Source organism: Aminobacter sp. MET-1 (assembly GCF_026521175.1).
In the GTDB taxonomy this organism is placed as follows: domain Bacteria; phylum Pseudomonadota; class Alphaproteobacteria; order Rhizobiales; family Rhizobiaceae; genus Aminobacter.
On sequence record NZ_JAMSHL010000008.1, the window covers coordinates 25505 to 45392 of the forward strand.

At 62.8% G+C, this 19888-nt stretch carries 18 protein-coding genes; 10 read left to right on the top strand and 8 right to left on the bottom strand.

Annotated features, from left to right (window positions below; translation table 11 throughout):
- Window positions 1-76 precede the first annotated feature (76 nt).
- Both glnA and NDO48_RS13290 read right to left on the bottom strand, forming a co-directional pair.
- The gene (gene glnA / locus NDO48_RS13285; RefSeq protein ID WP_026227210.1) at window positions 77-1486 is read right to left on the bottom strand and encodes a type I glutamate--ammonia ligase; all 1410 of its coding nucleotides are present in this window, start codon (window positions 1484-1486) and stop codon (window positions 77-79) included.
- A 53-nt stretch (window positions 1487-1539) separates the two neighbouring features.
- Window positions 1540-1878 (bottom strand): P-II family nitrogen regulator, encoded by a 339-nt coding sequence (locus tag NDO48_RS13290; RefSeq protein ID WP_018428041.1) that lies wholly within the window; start codon window positions 1876-1878, stop codon window positions 1540-1542.
- 72 nt (window positions 1879-1950) lie between these two features.
- Between NDO48_RS13290 and NDO48_RS13295 the strand changes: the two genes are divergently transcribed.
- On the top strand, window positions 1951-2235 hold the full coding sequence (locus tag NDO48_RS13295) for a hypothetical protein (protein ID WP_267321623.1): 285 nt from the start codon (window positions 1951-1953) through the stop codon (window positions 2233-2235).
- Window positions 2217-3713: an NAD(P)H-hydrate dehydratase gene (locus tag NDO48_RS13300; RefSeq protein WP_267321624.1), complete on the top strand. Its 1497-nt coding sequence runs from the start codon at window positions 2217-2219 to the stop codon at window positions 3711-3713. The genes NDO48_RS13295 and NDO48_RS13300 overlap by 19 nt, the downstream gene beginning before the upstream one ends.
- Window positions 3714-3990: 277 nt before the next feature.
- Here NDO48_RS13300 and NDO48_RS13305 read toward each other — a convergent pair whose 3' ends face one another.
- Window positions 3991-4749 (bottom strand): SDR family NAD(P)-dependent oxidoreductase, encoded by a 759-nt coding sequence (locus NDO48_RS13305; protein WP_018428039.1) that lies wholly within the window; start codon window positions 4747-4749, stop codon window positions 3991-3993.
- Window positions 4750-4845: 96 nt separating this feature from the next.
- Here NDO48_RS13305 and NDO48_RS13310 point away from each other — a divergent pair, with 96 nt between their 5' ends.
- Window positions 4846-5472, top strand: coding sequence for a TetR/AcrR family transcriptional regulator (locus NDO48_RS13310; protein ID WP_018428038.1), 627 nt, complete (start codon window positions 4846-4848; stop codon window positions 5470-5472).
- A gap of 107 nt (window positions 5473-5579) precedes the next feature.
- Here NDO48_RS13310 and NDO48_RS13315 read toward each other — a convergent pair whose 3' ends face one another.
- Window positions 5580-6380 (bottom strand): DUF72 domain-containing protein, encoded by an 801-nt coding sequence (locus NDO48_RS13315; protein WP_040456194.1) that lies wholly within the window; start codon window positions 6378-6380, stop codon window positions 5580-5582.
- Window positions 6381-6754: 374 nt separating this feature from the next.
- Between NDO48_RS13315 and NDO48_RS13320 the strand changes: the two genes are divergently transcribed.
- On the top strand, window positions 6755-7582 hold the full coding sequence (locus tag NDO48_RS13320) for an aspartyl/asparaginyl beta-hydroxylase domain-containing protein (protein WP_018428036.1): 828 nt from the start codon (window positions 6755-6757) through the stop codon (window positions 7580-7582).
- Window positions 7583-8020: 438 nt separating this feature from the next.
- Here NDO48_RS13320 and uvrA read toward each other — a convergent pair whose 3' ends face one another.
- Entirely contained in the window at window positions 8021-10942 is a 2922-nt protein-coding gene (uvrA, locus tag NDO48_RS13325; protein ID WP_267321625.1) for an excinuclease ABC subunit UvrA, read from the bottom strand.
- A 995-nt stretch (window positions 10943-11937) separates the two neighbouring features.
- On the opposite strand from uvrA, the gene NDO48_RS13330 reads away from it, so the two are divergent.
- A complete protein-coding gene (locus NDO48_RS13330) occupies window positions 11938-12663 on the top strand; it encodes an aspartate/glutamate racemase family protein (protein WP_157632876.1) in 726 nt (241 codons plus the stop codon).
- Window positions 12656-13102 carry a DUF1801 domain-containing protein gene (locus tag NDO48_RS13335; protein WP_081623472.1) on the top strand — a complete coding sequence of 149 codons (447 nt, stop codon included), beginning with the start codon at window positions 12656-12658 and terminating at the stop codon, window positions 13100-13102. The genes NDO48_RS13330 and NDO48_RS13335 overlap by 8 nt, the downstream gene beginning before the upstream one ends.
- Before the next feature lie 44 nt (window positions 13103-13146).
- Here NDO48_RS13335 and NDO48_RS13340 read toward each other — a convergent pair whose 3' ends face one another.
- Window positions 13147-14130, bottom strand: coding sequence for an AraC family transcriptional regulator (locus tag NDO48_RS13340; protein WP_245262167.1), 984 nt, complete (start codon window positions 14128-14130; stop codon window positions 13147-13149).
- 204 nt (window positions 14131-14334) lie between these two features.
- Between NDO48_RS13340 and NDO48_RS13345 the strand changes: the two genes are divergently transcribed.
- From NDO48_RS13345 to NDO48_RS13355, 3 genes are all read left to right on the top strand, one after another.
- The gene (locus NDO48_RS13345) at window positions 14335-14787 is read left to right on the top strand and encodes a cupin domain-containing protein (RefSeq protein ID WP_018428031.1); all 453 of its coding nucleotides are present in this window, start codon (window positions 14335-14337) and stop codon (window positions 14785-14787) included.
- Window positions 14788-14961: 174 nt separating this feature from the next.
- Window positions 14962-16446 (top strand): flavin-containing monooxygenase, encoded by a 1485-nt coding sequence (locus NDO48_RS13350; protein ID WP_267321626.1) that lies wholly within the window; start codon window positions 14962-14964, stop codon window positions 16444-16446.
- Window positions 16447-16528: 82 nt separating this feature from the next.
- Window positions 16529-17125 (top strand): hypothetical protein, encoded by a 597-nt coding sequence (locus NDO48_RS13355; RefSeq protein WP_018428029.1) that lies wholly within the window; start codon window positions 16529-16531, stop codon window positions 17123-17125.
- Window positions 17126-17177: 52 nt separating this feature from the next.
- Here the strand turns inward: NDO48_RS13355 and NDO48_RS13360 are convergent, their stop codons facing one another.
- Window positions 17178-17819: a VOC family protein gene (locus NDO48_RS13360; RefSeq protein WP_018428028.1), complete on the bottom strand. Its 642-nt coding sequence runs from the start codon at window positions 17817-17819 to the stop codon at window positions 17178-17180.
- Window positions 17820-17969: 150 nt separating this feature from the next.
- Window positions 17970-18224 (bottom strand): hypothetical protein, encoded by a 255-nt coding sequence (locus tag NDO48_RS13365; RefSeq protein ID WP_267321677.1) that lies wholly within the window; start codon window positions 18222-18224, stop codon window positions 17970-17972.
- Between the two features lie 168 nt (window positions 18225-18392).
- On the opposite strand from NDO48_RS13365, the gene NDO48_RS13370 reads away from it, so the two are divergent.
- Window positions 18393-19679: an ABC transporter substrate-binding protein gene (locus tag NDO48_RS13370; protein WP_267321627.1), complete on the top strand. Its 1287-nt coding sequence runs from the start codon at window positions 18393-18395 to the stop codon at window positions 19677-19679.
- Window positions 19680-19888 lie beyond the last annotated feature (209 nt).

Genomic DNA, 19888 nt, shown 5'->3' on the forward strand with positions numbered 1-19888 from the left:
AGATTTGTCGATCGCCGTCTCGCCAAACAAAAAAGCCCCGGAGTGATCCGGGGCTTTTCTCTGTCTTTTTCGATGCTTAGATCGAATAGTACATGTCGTATTCGACCGGGTGCGGGGTCATTTCGAAGCGCATGACCTCTGCCATCTTCAGCTCGATGAACGAGTCGATCTGGTCATCGTCGAAGACGCCGCCGGCCTTGAGGAAGCCGCGGTCCTTGTCGAGGCTTTGGAGAGCTTCACGCAGCGAGCCGCAGACGGTCGGGATCTTCTTGAGCTCCTTGGCCGGCAGGTCGTACAGATCCTTGTCCATCGGCTGACCGGGGTGGATCTTGTTCTTGATGCCGTCGAGGCCGGCCATTAGCAGGGCGGCGAAACCGAGATAGGGGTTCGCGCCCGGATCGGGGAAACGAACCTCGACGCGCTTCGACTTCGGCGACGAGCCGAACGGGATGCGGCAGGAAGCCGAACGGTTGCGCGCCGAGTAGGCGAGCAGGACCGGAGCCTCGTAACCGGGGACCAGGCGCTTGTAGGAGTTGGTCAGCGGGTTGGTGAAGGCGTTGATCGCCTTGGCGTGCTTGATGACGCCGCCGATGAAATAGAGGCAGCTTTCCGACAGGCCGGCATATTCGTTGCCGGCGAAGGTCGGCTTGCCGTTCTTCCAGATCGAGATGTGGACGTGCATGCCCGAGCCGTTGTCGCCGAAGATCGGCTTCGGCATGAAGGTGGCCGTCTTGCCATAGGCGTTGGCGACCTGGTGCACGACATACTTGTAGATCAGCATCTTGTCGGCGTTGCGGACCAGCGTGTCGAACTTGATGCCGAGCTCGTGCTGGGCGGCTGCCACCTCGTGGTGGTGCTTTTCGACGCGCACGCCCATCTCGGACAGCACCGTCAGCATCTCGGAGCGCATGTCCTGGCAGCTGTCGATCGGAGGAACCGGGAAATAGCCGCCCTTGACGCGCGGACGGTGGCCGAGGTTGCCGGTCTCGTAGTCGGTGTCGTCGTTCGACGGCAGTTCGGTCGAGTCGAGCTTGAAGCCGGTATTGTAGGGATCGGCCTTGTACTTGACGTCGTCGAAGACGAAGAATTCGGCTTCCGGGCCGACATAGACGGTGTCGCCGAAGCCTTCCGACTTCAGATAGGCCTCGGCCTTCTTGGCGATGCCGCGCGGGTCGCGGTTGTAGGCTTCGCCCGAAACCGGATCGAGGATGTCGCACAGGATGACCATGGTCGACTGGGCGAAGAACGGGTCCATATGGACCGTGTCCAGGTCGGGCATCAGGACCATGTCGGATTCGTTGATGGCCTTCCAGCCGGCGATCGACGAGCCGTCGAACATGACGCCGTCGGCGAACATCTCTTCCTCGACCTCGGCGATGTCCATGGTGACGTGCTGGAGCTTGCCCTTCGGATCGGTGAAGCGCAGGTCAACGAACTTAACGTCGTTGTCCTTGATCTGCTTCATTACGTCTTTGGCTGTCGTCATATCAATTTTCCCTTGTGATGACGTTTGAACGCTGATTGCTGCGAGAGGCAGGATCAGATGGCGTCGATGCCTGTCTCGCCGGTGCGGATGCGCACCACTTCCTCGATGTTGGAGACGAAAATCTTGCCGTCGCCGATGCGGCCGGTCTGGGCGGCCTTGCGGATTGCTTCGATGGCCCCTTCGACGGCCTCGTCGCCGAGCACGACCTCGATCTTCACCTTGGGCAGGAAGTCGACGACATATTCGGCGCCGCGGTAGAGTTCGGTGTGGCCCTTCTGGCGGCCGAAGCCCTTGGCCTCGGTAACCGTGATGCCCTGCAGGCCAGCTTCCTGGAGCGCTTCCTTCACTTCGTCGAGCTTGAACGGCTTGATGATCGCTTCGATCTTTTTCATGCGAATACTGGCCTCCACTGCCGGGAACTTCATCGGGGCGACGAACCCACACGCGCATCTCAAGCACGAAGCATGCCAGTTGCCGGATCTGCGGCAAGTTTGATCGGTGTCGACGGCAAGCCGCTGGAAAGGCGGGGATTCGACTTCAATCTCTACGGGTTTTCCAGCGGCCGCACAAATTTTCATCGCTGCGGCAAGATGGTCGTTGGGCAAAAGGGTGGCAGCCTGCCTAAAATTTGGGCGTATGCTGGTGCGATGGGGTGTGCCGGCGCTGTTCCGATCGATGGTTGCGGTATGCTAACTCTGGATCAAACAAGCGCATTTTCCGGATTGTTGCCATGGCATTCGAGCTTCTGACCCCGACTGAAATGGCCGAAGCCGACCGGCTGACGATTGCTGGCGGCCCGGTCGACGGATATTGCCTCATGCGCCGGGCAGGAGGTGCCATCGCCGATCTGATCCTGGAGCGGTTTCCGTCGTCGCAGACGGTCCATGTCCTTTGCGGCCCGGGCAACAACGGCGGCGACGGCTATGTGGTGGCGCGTCTGGTCAGTGAAGCTGGGCATTCCGTCAGGCTGTTTGCACTGGGTACGCCAAGGGCCGGGAGCGACGCCGCCCTGGCGGCAGCCGACTGTGCCGTTGCGCCCGAACCGCTGGCGGCCTTTGCACCCGGCGGCAACGATGTCGTTGTCGATGCGCTATTTGGCGCCGGGCTTGCGAAGCCACTCGGCGGCGAAGTGCTTGCGGCCATCGAGCGAGCCAATGCGGCCGACGTCGCCGTCGTTGCCGTCGACCTGCCTTCGGGCGTCTCGGGTGCGAGCGGCGATGTCCTTGGCGGCGCCTTCGCTGCAACTGTAACCGTGACCTTCGCGCGCAAGAAGCCCGGCCATCTGCTCTATCCGGGGCGGGCGCTGTGCGGTGAAGTTGTGGTTGCCGACATCGGCATTTCCGATGCCACAATCGTTGCCACCGGAACGCGCTGCCTGGAGAGCGATCCGGGCTGGTGGCGCGGGCAGTTTCCGGTGCCTGCCGAAAATGACCACAAATACAGCCGCGGCCATGTCGGCGTCTTCTCCGGCGGGGTTGCGGCGACCGGCGCGGCGCGGCTGTCGGCCATGGCTGCTGCGCGCGCGGGTGCTGGGGCTGTTACGGTGCTGTCACCGGGATCGGCGTTGTCGGCAAATGCGGCGCATCTGACCTCGATCATTCTCAGGCGCTCGGACAGTTTCGAGGACGCCATTGCCTTTCTCGATGCCCGCAGGCCGGCAGTGCTGGTCTATGGGCCCGGCCTCAGCCCCGAGCCCGAGGTGGGCCGCTTCGCGCTTGAACTGATGGGGCATGCGCCAGGCCGTTTTGGCACGCTGGTGCTCGATGCCGACGGCATCACCTCGCTTTCGCGACAGAGGGCAGCCTTTTTCGAAGCGCGAAAACGACCCGGGCCGGCGCTGGTGCTGACGCCTCATCATGGCGAGTTCGGACGGCTGTTTCCTGAGATAACTGCCGATGCGTCGTTGTCCAAACTGGAGCGGGCTCGTGCGGCGGCCGTGAAGGCGCATGCCGTCGTCGTCTACAAAGGCCCCGACACGGTCATCGCCGCGCCTGACGGGCGGGCCGCAATCAACAGCAACGGCACGCCGCTGCTGGCCACTGCCGGCTCCGGCGATGTCTTGTCGGGAATTGTCGCAGCTCTGGTGGCGCAGGGCATGCCGCATTTCGAGGCTGCCTGTGCGGCTGTGTGGATGCATGCCGACGCGGCTCGACGTTTCGGGCCAGGGCTGATTGCAGAGGACCTGCCGCTGGCGCTGAGAGAGGTGACTGCTGGGTTGGTTGGGTGAGGGGGCGAGGGCGCCCCGAGGACGGTTCGGGCGCGCTGACCTGTGAGACCGTCATGCCGGGCGAGCGAAGCGAGACCCACTCGGATTGAGGCTCTGGATCCGTCGCGCTATCACGGTGCCCATTTCCGACACCGCGATGGCGAAGCGTTGTGACGGCGCAGCATTGCCGGTCCGGAGCCGGGATGACGGCCATCTGCCCAGGCCAAACAGGCCACTGCAGCGCGCAAGAGGATGGAAAACGGTTCTCCACCGCTCCTGCCGGAAAAGCTCCTGTAACTCAGGCGTTGGTTCCACCGTCGATGGTGAGTGCGGCACCGGTGACGAAGCGGCCCTGGGGGCCGGCGAGCCAGGTGACGAGGCCGGCGACGTCGTCGGGGGAGCCGAAGCGCGGGATGGCCATGAGATTGCGCTGGTGGTCGGCGCCGTCACCTTCGGCCGGGTTCATGTCGGTGTCGGTGGAGCCGGGATGGACGATATTGACGGTGATGCCGCGCGGGCCAAGGTCGCGCGCCAGTCCCTTGGTCAGACCGACCAGTGCTGCCTTGCTGGCCGAATAGAGACCGATGCCCTCGAAGGGAACACGGTCGGCGAGATTGCTGCCGATGGAAATGATGCGACCGCCCTCGGGCATGACTCCTGAAGCCGCGCGGGAGGCGATAAAGGGGGCACGGAAATTGACCGACATCACCGCGTCGAGCTCGGCCAGCGTGACTGTGTCGATGGTACCGGCATGCCAGATGCCGGCGCTGTTGACGAGGATGTCCAGGCGGCCGAACGAGGAGACAGTTTTGGTGACGGCTGCCTCGACAGCCTTCGCATCGAGATTGTCGGCTTGGATCGCCATCGCGCGGCGACCTTTGGCTTCGATATCAGCGACGACGCCCTGTGCCTTTTCGGCCGAGCGGGCATAGGTCAAGGCGACATCAGCGCCGGCGGCTGCCAGTTGCCGGGCGATGGCCGCACCGATGCCGCGGCTGCCGCCGGTGACGAGGGCGACCTTGCCGTGGAGGTCGGTGGCGTTGGGTGAGGTGGGCATGATCCATCTTTCTGTAATGAACAATACAAAATAGGTGGCACTCTTGCCCCGAGTGGTCAAGGGATTTATGTATCGATCATAACAGAAAGGCTTTCGATGTCTCAGAAGGGTCGTCCGCGCAGCTTCGATCGCGATGCAGCCTTGCGGCAGGCGATGCGGGTATTCTGGAAGAAGGGTTATGACGGGTCGTCCCTGGCGGATTTGACGACAGCGATGGGCATCAACTCGCCCAGCCTTTACGCTGCATTCGGCAGCAAGGAGACGTTGTTTCGCGAAGCTGTCGATCTCTATGGCGCGACCGAAGGCGTCGCGGTTTGGGGTGCCTTCGAGCGCCCCGGCAGCATCAGGGAGGCGATTGCGAGTTTCCTTTGCGCTTCGGCCAGGGCGTTCAGCGAACCCGATGATCCCAGGGGCTGCCTGATCGTGCTGGGCGCGCTCAATGTCAGCGAAAGCAATCGTGAGGTGTTCAACGATCTCAGTGAGCGCCGGCTGTCGAGCACGCGGCAGCTGAACGAGCGGCTGCGGCTTGCCGTGGAGCAGGGCGACCTGCCGTCAACGACCGACTGCGCCGGGCTGGCTGCCTTCATCATAGCCGTACAGCAGGGCATGTCGGTACAGGCGCGCGACGGTGCGACGCGCGAGACGCTGTTGGCGGTGGCCGATGGCGCGATGGCTGGCTGGGACGCGTTGACGGCTGGTTCCGGGCGCGCCGCCGGAGTCTGACGCGTCAAGAGATCAGAGCATTTCCGCGTCGCTTCGAACCGTGGAAACGTCCTTTGTCGTGACGCAGGTGCGGGCGGGAAACCGCCGCACAGATCTCTGGAATTGCTCTATCCGTTGATCCGCTTCATGAAGGCCATGGCGCCGAACGGGGCGCGGACCTTGCCCTCGGTGATGAAGTAGACGAACACGTCGCGCGGCTTGACCGGAGCCTCGGTCGAAGGATCGGCGCGGTCGAGGTCGGCCGGGACGCCGCCTGCAGCGAAGGTCTTTGCACGTTCGACCCATTCGTCGAGTGCTTTTGGCGTGTAGCAGTCGTGATTGTCATCGCTGCCGGTCTGCAGCCGGAGATAGACGAAATCGCCTGTCACGTCGGCAATTGCCGGATAGGTGGCGTGGTCGGCATAAACGATGGCTGCGTTGTACTTGCGAGCCAGTTGGACGAATTCGGGCACGACGAAGCTCGCATTGCGCACTTCGAGCGCATGGCGAAGGGTGATGCCATCCAGCTTTTCGGGCAGCAGCTTGAGAAAGCCCTCGAAATCGTCGGCGTCGAACTTCTTGGTGGGGGCGAACTGCCACAGGATCGGGCCGAGCTTTTCGCCGAGGGCAGCAATGCCCTGGGTGACGAAACGCTCGATCGATTCGCCTGCCTCGGCCAGCACGCGGCGGTTGGTGACGAAGCGGTTGCCCTTGAGCGAGAAGACGAAACCGTCAGGTGTCTCGGAGGCCCATTTCAGGAAGGTCGGTTCCTTGAAACCGGAATAATAGGTGCCGTTGACCTCGATCGATGGCACCTGGCTGCCGGCGAACTGGAGCTGCTTGGCCTTGGACAGCTTCTCCGGATAGAACGTGCCTTCCCACGGCTCGAAGGTCCAGCCGCCCATGCCGGCACGGATTTTTCCACTCATCGACGACCCCCTCAGCGCATGCGTTTGTGCGGCCATTTCTAGCCGAACAGGCTGCCGCGGCAAAGCCGCGATGAGGCGTGCGGCGAACCCTCCTGACATCGTTGCCGCATCGCAGATGGCTATGAGCTCTCGGAAATCAGGGAATTCCTGATTGCCCGCCCCATCGGCATCTATGGCTGGTGGCTGCTGCGCAGCGAAGCTGGGGCAGTGAAGGCCGCCTGACCTGTATGTTCGGTGAATTTGTACAGGTTGTCGCAATGTAGGCGTGCTCAACCCTGTTTTCCGAGAGTCGCCCCCGGCTGTTCAAATGCGTTTGCCGCGCCTATGAGTGTGCCGGGGCTTTTCGAGCGACTTCCACCAATCTGGGGCCGACCATGAGCATGTCTAACCGTACCATCCGCAAGCTGGCCATCGCGGCGGTGGTCCTTGCCGCGGGGCTTTATTTCATTCCCGTGGTCACGTTGTTTTTCCTCGCCACCGGCTTGATCGACGTCATGCGCAACACGCGCCGCGACGCCATGGTGTTCGAGCGCTATTTCCTCGGCAACGGCATCCCGACATGGCTTCTGTCGCCGTTCAACCTGCTGATCGACCTTTTGAGCTATCGCAACAAGGGCATCTACAAGCTGCAGGACCTGCCGCCCGAATGGCAGGAGGAGGTCGACTTCGTGCTCGACACGTTTAGGGCGCGCAAGGACGAGGTCGTCGGCGACATCGACAAGGTGTTCGAGGCCGGCCGGCGCGGCATGTATGTGTACAGGTGGTACGGCAAGGAGAACGCGCACAACATCCAGGAGTTCAAGCGCGAGTTCCGCTTCATCAAGACGATCGCCGTTTCGGTGTTCTCGGGACGCGAATCGACGTCGTTCCACTACGGCCCGATCCGCCTGACGCTGCGCGTGCTCTACAATCTGTCGCCGGTGAAGACAGACCAGATATTCATCGAATGCGGCGACCAAAAGCACTACTGGCACGACGATCCGCTCTACATTTTCGACGACACGCTGATCCATCGCTCGGTCAACCAGTATGACGCCCGGCGCTACTGCGTGTTCATGGACATCGTCAGGCCGACGCCATTCCCGCGTCTGATTTCATCCCTCGTCTCGGTGATTTCGGTGCTGGTCGAGAAGGTCAACGCGATCTTCTACGGTAACTGGAAGATGCTGAAGCCAGGCGCCAAGACCGCCGGTAAGGGCTGAAATCTACAGTCGTGAAACGAGGCAGAGCGTATCCGGCTGCCTCGTGCTTTCCTTGGAAAGTCCTCAGCGAGGGCTTTGCTGCCAGGCAATGACCTGGTGGTCTGTTGCGGAAGCGCTCAGGTCGGGCCCTTTTCCGCATCTGCCCTGATTGCAGCAACCCAGACAGCCTCTTCGAACGACAATATTTCAGTTCGAGACTGATAAAGGACCTCGATTTCGAGACGTCCGCGATCGCCTCGAACGGAGAGCCAATCTTCAAAACATCGTACTGCAGGCGATTCTTCGACCACAATGGTTACATCATACCAATCGCTCGACCCTATCCTTCGCCCAGACTGGCGAACAACGTGAGGGCCGGCGTAAATCCCCAGCCACTCAAAGATGTGGTGCGGGACGTTGCTGTACAGCCTGAAAACCCGGTTTCGGGGCAAAAGGCGACTACTCCGCCGCCTCTCTCTTGCCCTTGGGTCGGCGTTCCAGCAGGTCCTTGAGGAACCGGCCGGTGTAGCTGCGCGGTTCGGCGACGATGTCCTCGGGACGGCCTGCCGCCACCAACTCGCCGCCGCCGTCGCCGCCCTCGGGGCCAAGGTCGAGCACCCAGTCGGCGGTCTTGATGACCTCGAGATTGTGCTCGATGACGACGACCGTGTTGCCCTGGTCGACGAGTTCGTGCAGCACCTCGAGCAGCTTGGCCACGTCGTGGAAATGCAGGCCGGTGGTCGGCTCGTCCAGGATGTAGAGCGTCTTGCCCGTCGCTTTGCGCGACAACTCCTTGGCGAGCTTGATGCGCTGGGCTTCGCCGCCCGACAGCGTGTTGGCCTGCTGGCCGATGTGGATGTACCCCAGGCCGACCTGGTTGAGCGTCGTCAGCTTGTCGCGCACCGCCGGAACCGCGGCGAAGAACTCGACGCCTTCCTCGACCGTCATGTCGAGCACGTCGGCGATCGACTTGCCCTTGAACAACACGTCGAGGGTCTCGCGGTTGTAGCGTTTGCCGTGGCAGACGTCGCAGGTGACGTAGACGTCGGGCAGGAAGTGCATCTCGATCTTGATGACGCCGTCACCCTGGCAGGCCTCGCAGCGGCCGCCCTTGACGTTGAAGGAGAAGCGTCCCGGCTGGTAGCCGCGCGCCTTGGCCTCCGGCAGGCCGGCGAACCAGTCGCGGATCGGCGTGAACGCGCCGGTGTAGGTGGCCGGGTTGGAGCGCGGCGTGCGGCCGATGGGCGACTGGTCGATGTCGATGACCTTGTCGAGGAATTCGAGACCCTCGATGCGGTCGTGCTCGGCCGGGTGCTCGCGCGACCCCATGATGCGGCGCGACGCCGCCTTGAACAGAGTCTCGATCAGGAAGGTCGACTTGCCGCCGCCCGACACGCCTGTGACGGCGGTGAAGGTGCTCAGCGGGATCTCGGCGCTGACGTTCTTCAGATTGTTGCCGCGCGCGCCGACCACCTTGATGCGCTTGTTCTTTTTCAGCTCGCGGCGCGTCGCCGGCGTGGCGATCTCAAGCTCGCCCGACAGATATTTGCCGGTGATCGAGTTCGGATTGGCCATGACCTGCTGCGGCGTGCCTTCGGCGATGATATTGCCGCCATGGATGCCGGCGGCGGGGCCGATGTCGACGACATAGTCGGCGGTCAGGATTGCATCCTCGTCATGCTCGACGACGATGACCGTGTTGCCGAGGTCCCTGAGATGGCGCAGCGTGTCGAGCAGACGGTCGTTGTCGCGCTGGTGCAGGCCGATCGACGGCTCGTCGAGCACGTAGAGCACGCCTGTCAGGCCCGAGCCGATCTGCGAGGCGAGACGGATGCGCTGGCTTTCGCCACCCGACAGCGTGCCGGAGTTGCGCGACAGCGTCAGATAGTCGAGGCCGACGTCGTTGAGGAAGCGCAGGCGCTCGCGGATCTCCTTGAGGACGCGGACGGCGATCTCGTTCTGCTTGTCGTTGAGGAGGGCCGGAAGCTCTTCGAACCAGGCGTTGGCCTTGCGGATCGACTGGCCGGTGACCTCGCCGATGTGCTTGCCGCCAACCTTGACGGCGAGCGCCTCGGGCTTGAGGCGATAGCCAGCGCAAGCCGGGCAGGGCGTCGCCGACATGAAGCGCTCGATCTCCTCGCGCATCCAGGCGGATTCGGTTTCCTTCCAGCGGCGTTCGAGGTTGGGGATCACGCCCTCGAAGGTCTTGGTCGTCTTGTAGGAACGCAGGCCGTCGTCATAGTTGAAGGTGATTTCCTTAGCACCCGTGCCGCGCAGGATGGCTTCCTGGGCTTCCGACGAGAGGTCGCGCCAGCGATCGCCGAGCTTGAAGCCATAGACCTTGCCGAGCGCTTCCAGCGTCTGGGCGTAATAGGGCGAGGTCGACTTGGCCCAGGGCGCGACAGCACCCTCGCGCAGCGAGACATGATCCTCGGGCACAATTAGGGCCGGGTCGATGGCGCGCTGGTTGCCGAGACCGTCGCAGGCCGGGCAGGCGCCGAACGGATTGTTGAACGAAAACAGCCGCGGCTCGATCTCGGGAATGGTGAAGCCCGAGACGGGACAGGCGAATTTTTCCGAGAAAAGAATGCGCTCGTGGGTTTCGTTGGCGGACTTGTTGACCGAGTCTTCGCCGGTCTGGCTGGCGTCGAGCGGCTTGTCGGCGAACTCGGCGACGGCAAGGCCATCGGCGAGCTTCAGCGCCGTTTCCATCGAATCCGCCAGGCGGGTGGCGAGATCGGGGCGGACGACGATGCGGTCGACGACGACGTCGATGTCATGCTTGTACTTCTTGTCGAGAACAGGTGCTTCGCCGATTTCGTAGAAAGCGCCGTCGATCTTGACGCGCTGGAAGCCCTTCTTCTGAAGCTCGGCCAACTCCTTCTTGTACTCGCCCTTGCGGCCACGGACGATGGGGGCAAGGATGAACAGGCGGGTGCCTTCGTCCAGCGCCAGCACGCGGTCGACCATCTGCGAGATAGTCTGACTCTCGATCGGCAGGCCGGTGGCCGGCGAATAGGGGACACCGACGCGCGCAAACAGAAGGCGCATGTAGTCGTAGATCTCGGTGACGGTGCCGACCGTCGAGCGCGGGTTGCGCGACGTCGTCTTCTGCTCGATCGAGATTGCCGGCGACAGGCCGTCGATCTGGTCGACGTCGGGCTTTTGCATCATCTCGAGGAACTGGCGGGCATAGGCCGAGAGGCTCTCGACATAACGGCGCTGACCCTCGGCATAGATGGTGTCGAAGGCGAGCGACGACTTGCCCGAGCCGGACAGGCCGGTCATCACGATCAGCCGGTCACGCGGCAGGTCGAGGTCGACATTCTTGAGATTGTGTTCGCGCGCACCGCGAATGGAAATGTACTTATGATCGGCCATTGCCGCGCCGCCGCCTCAAATCTGGAATTGCTCGGAGTGGCGGGTTTGCCCGACCATCCCCTCATGTAGGTATTTTTGCCGCCCGGTCGAGAGGCGGCCGTTCACTCCGCATTGCGTTTAAGCGCCTTTGGCGCCGGCGGGCAAGTGAAAAGAACAAAGGCCGAACGCCATGCTGACAACGGTATGGCAGGAGTGTTGGCTGGATCGGAGCGGCTGAACCCGACCTTCGATCACATTTTTTCCCTCTAACAATGTTGTAGTTGACGTGACCGAATCAGGGATGCAGACTGCTGATGTCGCCTGAGGCCGAGCCTCCCTTGAGGGCTCCTCACCATGCTACGGTCGGTCTGCGAGACGCCGCAGACACGCGAGTTGAGCAGCGGGCGCACAATTGGCACAACTGACGTAGGAGCTAGGCATGACTCCACCGGACAGTCCCAAAAGGTTCCGCTAAGCAGACGGAACCGCAGCAGGCACAGGTGCGGCAATTCCTTGTGAAAAGCCTGGCAAACCGTGATCTGTTGATCCCCTTACAATTTGAGACCATGGTCGGATCTGTGGCCGAGCGCCACTACGCATCCGAGATAGCAAGCCGGTAAACCACTCCCGGCAATCAAGGGCACAACCCGATAAAAGGCCCCGTGCGCTCCCCGGAGCGGCGGGGCCATGTTTTTGGGATAGGATTCAAGAACTAGGCGACTGGCTTCAAGATTTCTGGCGGCAGCAAGAATCCCGATTATTGCGCAGAGGTCAGCCTAGATCTCGTCAGAATGTCTGCGAGAATACACACTCGTGGCCTGGGTCCTTCCACAGCTAGCGGAATTTGTGCGGTGACATAGACAGGACGCTGGCTTCAAGTCCGCCGGACGCCTATCGTCAAGTACCGTTCACATGGAACGGGTTCAGCTTGCTGTCGGACTTGAATAACTTCCTGTTGATCCCGAACTGATGTCTGTCGTCCGATGTCTGTTCCGGGCGCTTGGGGGGGGAAGATGATGACCGGACGCCAGACTGAACTGATCGGTTTGCTTGGGGGCATGAGCTGGGAATCCAGCGCGCTCTATTATCGTCTGATCAATCAGGCGGCACATGGCAGGCTGGGTGGGCATCACAATGCGCGGTCGCTGATGTATTCGCTCGACTTCGACGAACTGAACGACCTTGCCGCCAAGGGCGATTGGGATCGGATTGCCGAGGTGATCACCAAGGCGGCGCGGCATCTGGAGGCGGGCGGTGCCGCTTTCGCCATGCTGACGGCGGTGACGCCGCATTACGTCGCCGACAAGGTCGCCGACGCCATCAGCATCCCGCTGCTGCATATCGCCGATCCGACCGGCAAGCTGTTGCAGGCGGCCGGACACAAGCGGGTCGGGCTGCTGGGCACACGCTACACGATGGAACTTGGTTTTCTCGCTGAGAGACTCAACCGGCAGTTCGGCATCGGAGCGCTTGTGCCGCCGGAGGACGAACGCCTGGCCGTGCACAGGATGATCATCGACGAACTGACGCTTGGCATCGTCAAGCCGGAATCCAAATCGCTGCTGCTGCGCGTGGCGCAGGGCCTGCAGGCGCAGGGGGCAGAAGCGGTCGTCGTGGCCTGTACGGAGCTGCCGTTGGTGCTGGCCATGGAGGACTATCCGATGCCAGCTTATGACATGGTCAAGATCCATGCCGAGGCCGCGGTCGAGCTGGCGCTGGCCGACGAGGTGCAGCATGCATGAGGTTGCAAAGGCGCCCGCGCCGCCGGCACCTAAACCGATCCTCGAAGCGCTCTCGCGTCATCCCGAGACAGTGCGGACCCGGTTGCTCGACATCCGTGACCTGATCTTCGAGGTCGCGGCGGAAACCGAAGGCGTGGGGACGCTGACCGAAACGCTCAAATGGGGCGAGCCTGCCTATCTGACGCAAGCAAGCGGCAGCGGATCGACGGTCCGGCTGGGCGCAACCAGGTCCTTGCCCGGCAGGTGCGCGGTGTTCTTCAACTGCAACACGACGCTGGTAGAGACCTTCCGATCTCATCTTGGCGGCGAGCTGGAGTTCGAGGGCAACAGGGCGGTGATCGTTCCCGCAGACGCGGCCATTCCAGAGGCTGCACTGGCATTCTGCCTGCGGGCGGCGCTGACCTATCATCAACGCAAGGGAGCTGGCTTGCGTCCATGAGGCGACTGCGGGCCGCTGCCCGTCAAGCGGCGTGGGTCAGAAGGTCAGCCAGCCCGGTTGCGCAAGGTCTGGCGCGGCAGTTCGCCGAATTCCTGGCGGTAGGCGGCCGAGAAGCGGCCCAAATGGGAAAAGCCCCATTTGAGGGCAATGTCGGCGACCGAGGTTGCCGCGTCGCCCTGCAGCAGGTCGTAGCGCACGCGGCGCATGCGCTCCTTGTGCAGCGCGTGCATGGGCGAGAAGCCGTAGGTCGACTTGTAGGCGAGCTGGAGCGTGCGGCAATTGACGCCCGATGCCTCGGCGATGTCGAGCAGGGCGATGGGTGCCTCGGCATGGGTGCGGATGAACTCTTCGGCACGTCTGACATGGCGAGGTGCTGTGGCCTGGCTACGCCCGTCCATGAAGGGCGCGAGATTGCCCGGCTGCGCCCGGATGAAAAACTCGAGCAATTGCTGTTCGCGGAAGGCGCGGCTGAGATCGGCCGCGGGCGAGGGCTCCCGTTCGGCATCATGGACAAGGGCGTCGATGAAGCCGCGCCAGGCGATCATCTCGGGCCGCGTCATATCGATTTCCGGATCGAAGCTGACGGCGTCAGGCAACTCGCGGTCGAGCACGCGCTCGGCAAAAGCCTGGAACGGCGTCCTCCGAACCTGAACAAGCAGCTGCGCGCAGTCCTGCCACCAGCGCATGCGGGTGGCCCAATGCGGGTTGAGCACGGAGGCGGCGCCGCCATGGGAGACGAATTCCTTGCGGCCGTTGCGAATGGTGGCGGCGCCGGCGAGCGGGATCTGGATCAGGTAGAAATGGCCGAGTTCGCCTGGGTCGATCAGAACGTCGGCACCATAGCTGATGTAGTTGAGCGAGATCATGTCGCCGCGGACATGATGATGGGCAGCGCGGAAGGGACGCCGGTCGCCGATGATGTCGAGCCGGTGGTTGCAGAACTTCTGGGCTACCCGCTCCCTGGCGCAGTCGAGGTCGTCGGACTGAAACAGGACATGCCGTGAAAGCGGGGCCGCGCGCGTTGCCACGTCCGTTTCCATCCAGGGATGGTAACACAGTTCGGACGGCCGCCAACCGGAGCCTGAAATGCCGCAGGCGGGGAAAACGATTATTTCGTTTTCTGGATAGTCCGAACGTTTGCCGGATAGCGTTTTGCCGGGATGCGGGCATTCTCTGCCGTGGAGGACCGGGACCTTTCCAAGAAAAGGCGGTCCGGCAAAGGGAGGAAATTCATGTCTGACAATCTCGCCAAGGGCATCACCGAGGACGGCAAGGGCTTTGCCGGCAAGAGCTGGAACATCCTGGGCCAGGTCTATTTTCCGAAGGCCGTGTGCGACTCGACCTTCGCCTTCGAGACCAACAGCGCGCCCGGCCAGTTCGTGCCCGTGCATATCCATCCGACCCAGGACGAGTTCATCCTGGTGCAGGAGGGCGAACTCGACCTCAAGCTCGATGGTGAATGGGTTAAGGCCAAGGCCGGCGATCTCGTGCGCATGCCCAGGGGCATTCCACACGGCTACTTCAACAAGTCGGACAAGCCGACGCGGGCGCTGTTCTGGGTGTCGCCGGCCCGAATGCTGGAAGACCTGTTCATCAAGCTCGACAACATGACCGACGTGGCCGAGGTGGTGAAGGTCTCGGCTGAGCACGAGGTCAACTTCCTACCGCCGGAAGCCAACGACTAGGCGCACCAAGCCGCAGTTCCGGAAAACGATCGCTTGAACGCAGGCCGGACCGGCCTGCGTTCGGGCTGATGCGCCCATCGTTCAACAGTGAATGCCGGCTGCCCGTCGGCGAGAACCTCCCGAACCATGGTGCGGGCGGGGCAGCGGGCCGCTGCCAAAAATCAGGAGGAGCACATGGTCAGCAAGAAGAAAGTGTGCGTGATCGGCGCCGGCGTCAGCGGGCTGGTGGCGGCCAAGACGTTCAGGCAGCATGGGCATGACGTGACCATCGTCGAGCGCAGCGGCGATCTCGGAGGCGTATGGGAGCCGGCGCGCTCCTATCCCGACGTGCAGACGCAGAGTCCCAAGGAGCTCTATCGCTACACCGACATGGCGATGCCGGATGAGTTTCCGGAGTGGCCGAAGGGCGTGCAGGTGCATGCCTATCTTGCCGACTATGCGCGCAAGCACGGGCTGCCCGGCATCATTCGCTACACCTGCGCGGTCGCCGGCATGGAGCGGGGCGGCGAAGGCGGCTGGACGCTGACGCTCGAGGACGAAAAGGGTGGCACTTCCCGCGAGCATTTCGACTTCGTCGTCGTCTGCACAGGCAATTTCAGCGACAAGAACATCCCTGAGTTTCCGGGCAAGGATGTGTTTGCTGCTGCCGGTGGCGCGGTCATGCATTCGAGCGAATACACTGATCCGGCTGTCGTGAAGGACAAGGACGTGGTGGTGCTCGGCTTCTCCAAGTCAGCCACCGACATTGCCGTCAACGCGGCGCAGAAGGGTGCGCGCAACGTCACCATCGTCTATCGCGAGCCGATCTGGCGCATTCCCTATTTCATCGGCGGCCTGATCAACTTCAAGCGCATCCTCTACACCCGCGCCCAGGAGAACATGTTCCCCGGCTGGGGGCTGAGCGCCTTCGGGCGGCTGAAGCATGCAATTGCAAAGCCGTTCGTCTGGGCGAACTGGCGGGCGCTGGAAAGCCTGCTGACCATGCAGCTCAAGCTCAACAAGGCGGGCATGCGCCCGAAGGTGCCGATCGAACAGGAGATCAACTGCTCGGTACCGATCGTGACGCCCGGCTTCTTCGAGATGATCCGGTCGGGCAGGATCAAGGCGGTGCAGGGCACATTCGACCATTATGAAAATGGTTCGGTGGCGCTGACCGGGGGCGAAATGGTGAAGGCCGATCTCGCCGTGCTGGCAACGGGCTGGAAGATGGGCATTCCGTTCCTGCCCGAGGACGTGCGCCGTAAGCTGATCGACGATGACGGCCAGTACCGGCTGTACCGGGTGATCGCCAATCCTGATGTTCCCGATCTCGGCTTCGTCGGTTTCAACTCGTCGTTCTGCACGGTGCTGTGTGCCGATCTCGCCGCCAACTGGCTGGTGCGTTATGCCGATGGCATGCTGGCGAAGCAGCCATCGGCGCGCGAGATGCGTGAGAACATCGACATGATGCTCGACTGGAAACGCAACGAGCGGCCGGCGGCAAGCGTCTATGGCGGGCTCTGTGTAGCGCCCTATCACTTCAGGCATTTCGATGAACTGCTCGAAGACATCGGCGCAACCGTCAAGAAACGCAATCCGCTGGCCGAACGGTTCGCGCCTCCGAACGCCGATGCCTTCGGGCGCTACCTTCAATCGGCGCCGGTCTACAGCGCGAGCTAGGAGTTCTTTTGGCTCGCGATGTCCCGGGAGCCTGTCTCAGCTGCCAGTTGCTTCACGGTCCGCTTCTTTCTAGCGTGAGGCCATGCTGGACCTGATCCCCTTCGTTCGCCGGTGGAGGCGGCGCGCCGAGCGACTGCCGCTGATGACGCAGGCGGAGACCGAGCTTCTGCGCCGTCACCTCAGGAAACGCAGACTGGTGGTCGAGTACGGAGCAGGCGCCAGCACCTTGTTTGCGCTGGCCAACGGCGTGCGCCGGATCATCTCAGTGGAGAGCGATCCGCTGTGGCTGGCGAGGCTGCGCGATGATCCTGAACTGGTCCGCGCACGGGTTACCCTTGTCCACGCCGATATCGGCCCGGTCAAGGAATGGGGCTTTCCCAAAGATGATGCCGCCCGGCCGAGATGGCCGGGCTATGCGCGTGCGCCGTGGCCGGTGACGGGCGAGGCGATGGTGCTCGTCGACGGCAGGTTCAGGGTCGCCTGCGCGCTGACGAGTGCGCTCAACACGTCGGGTCCGATCCTGGTGCACGACTATTTTTCCCGCCCGCATTATCACGTCATCGAAGAGCATCTCGCGCTTGTCGACCGGGTGGACGATCTTGCGGTGTTTCGAGGCTTGCGGAGCAGCCGACAAACCGTGTCAGAAACGATCGCGACCTTTGAGTTCACGCCAGATTGACCGCATTTTCCGGGGGTGTGCCAGGCAAAGGCGCGCTCCGGTGCGATCGATTTCAGTCGGCCGGCCCGGCGAACAGGATCAGATTGCCATCAGGGTCGAGCACGATGAAGTTGCGGGCTCCCCATGGCTCCTTTCGCAAGGTCTGGTGGAACGTCACGCCGGCGGCCTGGAAATCGAGGAAGAGTTGCTTGATCTCGGCTGCCGTGTCGACGGCGATCGAGGCCGACAGCAAGTGCTCGCGCGTCCTGATGTCGCCGACGAAGACCGGTTCGCAGACGAGCCTGAGGGCGAGTGCGGCCCGGTCGCGGACGACCTGGCCGTAGAAAGGCGGCTCGCCATAGACGAAGTCGACGGTGAAGCCGAGCTTTTCGGTGAAGAATGCGCAGGATGCCGCGATGTCGGCGACGAAGAGTTGCGCCGAGACCGAGCTGAGAGCTGGTTGGCGGGCGTGGTTGGAAGCTGTCACTGCGTGTGCTCCTGATCTGAGCGCCCGCCAATCGTCAAAACCCTGCCGGCGCGCGACGAATTCCTGGGCGTCGCTGAGCTTGAAGGCGGTACGCATGATCTCGCTGTCGCTGAGCCGGCTGAAACGGGGCAACGTGTCCCGGATTTGTGCCGCAACGGGAAAATAGCCTTCGCGATGCCAGCGCAGGACCTGCTTGGCCTGCTTCCTGAGGTTTTCGAGGTTCGACATGGGCGCAACTGGGGTGTCTGTCTATCGCAGGCGGGCATTGCCCTTTCGGCTCGCGCCGATGCGCCCTACGCAGCAAGCGGAGCATGCCCGCAGCCGCTCTGCCTTGTCAACGCTGCGGCTGGGAACTCTCTGCACATCCCCGGCTGGTCGTCAGGATGGCGCGGCGACACCGAGAACGATGGCGATCAAGATCAGCAACGGTCCCATCCATTTGAACTGACGCACGAGGTCGCCAAGCCAAGGCTGGTTGGCTGGTGTCGGCAGGTCGACATAGCCAAAGCCGACAGCCGTCATCCAGGCGCCGGCGCAGAGCATGATGAACTCGTCGATGTAGGCGGCGCTCCCCCAAAGCCAGATCGGATTTTGCTGCAGCGCAGTTGTCGCGGAGGGCGTGTTCGACTGCAAGCGGGCGCCGGCGGCCTCCTGCCAAATGCGTGGTGGCTGTCTGCGGATCCGCTGGGTATCTCACGGCACAGCAAATTTCATTTGGCTGCTTGACAGGTCAGTATGACGTTATAACCTCTTGGCGCGGATCAGGCCGGGAACATGGCCCCGCATGTGGAGGACGATTTCATGAAACTCGCGTGGATCAAGGGTGCGCTGGCCGTCGGCATCGCGCTGTTGCCGAGCGCCGTGTGGGCGCAGTCAGTTAATATTTCCTACCTGACCCACTGGTCGCCGGAGACGGTGGCGCTGCTGGAGCAGGCGGCCAAGGATTTTTCCAAGGACCATCCCGACGTGTCGGTGACGGTGCGCGCGGTGCCGTTCGGTGACCTTCTGACGACGCTACGCTCCCAGGGCGGCGGGCAGGGTGCCACGATTGCCGGCATCTACGACCTGTGGCTGCCGGAGCTGGCGCGCGACAAGCTGGTCGCTCCGGCGCCCGAGGCTGTTGCCGGCGAGGTCAAGGGCGGCTGGCCGGCAGGCGTGGTGTCTGCCGCAAGCGTCGGCGGGGTGCTCTATGGCGTGCCCAACGAGATCGACGTCTATGCGCTGAACTACAACAAGGCACTGTTCAAGGAGGCGGGAATCGCAGCGGCCCCAAAGACCTGGGACGAGCTGAAGGACGCAGCTGCCAAGCTGACCAAGAAGGATGCGGGACAGCAGGGCTTTGGCATGATCAACAGCTGGGCGGCTGGTGTGGTGCATCCATTCTCGTCGCTTTTGGTGTCCAATGGCGGCGAGCTGGTGACCGACGGCAAGCCGGTGCTGGACAGCAAGAACGCCGGCGAAACCTTCCAGCTCTATGAGGAGCTGATCAAGGCCGGCTCCAGCGACCCGGCCATGGGCACGGCCGACGCCAACACCACCGGGCCGTTCCTCGACAACTTCGTCTCCGGCAAGACCGGCATGATCATCATGGCCAACTGGTGGGAGAGTGCTCTCAAGGCGGGCATGACCGACAAGTTCGCCGACATCGCCACCGCACCAATCCCGGTCGGGCCTTCGGGCGACAAGCCGCGCTCGATCTCCTATTCGTGGATGACGGTGGTGAATGCTAGCGCGGCGGAAGCCGAGCAGAAGGCGGCGTGGGACTTCCTTGCCTGGCTGAACAGCCCGAAATCGGGCCCGAACGGCGCCTCCGCCATGGCCAACATCCTGATGTCGATGGGTATCCTGCCGTCGCGGACCTCTGACGTTGAAGCCTTCAAGGACAAGCTCGGTTCCGAGTTCCTGTCGGGTTATGTCAGCGTGCTGGCCGACGCCAAGCCGTTCCCGGTCGTGCTCGGCGGCCAGGAGTTCTCGGAGTCGCTGCAGCAGGCCATCGAGGCGCTGCAATATGGCAAGGTTTCGGCTGCCGAGGCGCAGGCGAACGCGCAGGCCGACGCGGCCTCGATCCTGGAGAAGGCTGCGAAGTAGGCCTTTTTCCTTCTCCCCGTTGGCGGGGAGAAGGTGGCCCGAAGGGTCGGATGAGGGGCAGCTCCAAATTCGGAGAGCTGGGCGCTGCCCCTCATCTGCCTGCCGGTGTTCGATGCTCGAAAAGCCAAGCAATTGCCTTTTCGTCCACCATGCGGACCGCCTCTCACCTTCCCGTGAACGGGGAGAAGCCACGCAGTGTCACCACCGTT

Excerpts from the sequence above, each read along its gene's own strand:
- NDO48_RS13360 (WP_018428028.1), bottom strand. The coding sequence starts at position 17,819 with ATGTCGAACCTCGAAAACCTCAGGAAGCAGGCCAAGCAGGTCCTGCGC.
- NDO48_RS13300 (WP_267321624.1), top strand. The coding sequence starts at position 2,217 with ATGGCATTCGAGCTTCTGACCCCGACTGAAATGGCCGAAGCCGACCGG.
- NDO48_RS13355 (WP_018428029.1), top strand. The coding sequence starts at position 16,529 with ATGCTGGACCTGATCCCCTTCGTTCGCCGGTGGAGGCGGCGCGCCGAG.
- NDO48_RS13305 (WP_018428039.1), bottom strand. The coding sequence starts at position 4,749 with ATGCCCACCTCACCCAACGCCACCGACCTCCACGGCAAGGTCGCCCTC.
- NDO48_RS13315 (WP_040456194.1), bottom strand. The coding sequence starts at position 6,380 with ATGAGTGGAAAAATCCGTGCCGGCATGGGCGGCTGGACCTTCGAGCCG.
- NDO48_RS13290 (WP_018428041.1), bottom strand. The coding sequence starts at position 1,878 with ATGAAAAAGATCGAAGCGATCATCAAGCCGTTCAAGCTCGACGAAGTG.
- NDO48_RS13350 (WP_267321626.1), top strand. The coding sequence starts at position 14,962 with ATGGTCAGCAAGAAGAAAGTGTGCGTGATCGGCGCCGGCGTCAGCGGG.
- NDO48_RS13320 (WP_018428036.1), top strand. The coding sequence starts at position 6,755 with ATGAGCATGTCTAACCGTACCATCCGCAAGCTGGCCATCGCGGCGGTG.
- NDO48_RS13370 (WP_267321627.1), top strand. The coding sequence starts at position 18,393 with ATGAAACTCGCGTGGATCAAGGGTGCGCTGGCCGTCGGCATCGCGCTG.
- NDO48_RS13310 (WP_018428038.1), top strand. The coding sequence starts at position 4,846 with ATGTCTCAGAAGGGTCGTCCGCGCAGCTTCGATCGCGATGCAGCCTTG.
- glnA (WP_026227210.1), bottom strand. The coding sequence starts at position 1,486 with ATGACGACAGCCAAAGACGTAATGAAGCAGATCAAGGACAACGACGTT.
- uvrA (WP_267321625.1), bottom strand. The coding sequence starts at position 10,942 with ATGGCCGATCATAAGTACATTTCCATTCGCGGTGCGCGCGAACACAAT.
- NDO48_RS13330 (WP_157632876.1), top strand. The coding sequence starts at position 11,938 with ATGACCGGACGCCAGACTGAACTGATCGGTTTGCTTGGGGGCATGAGC.
- NDO48_RS13295 (WP_267321623.1), top strand. The coding sequence starts at position 1,951 with ATGCCAGTTGCCGGATCTGCGGCAAGTTTGATCGGTGTCGACGGCAAG.
- NDO48_RS13335 (WP_081623472.1), top strand. The coding sequence starts at position 12,656 with ATGCATGAGGTTGCAAAGGCGCCCGCGCCGCCGGCACCTAAACCGATC.
- NDO48_RS13345 (WP_018428031.1), top strand. The coding sequence starts at position 14,335 with ATGTCTGACAATCTCGCCAAGGGCATCACCGAGGACGGCAAGGGCTTT.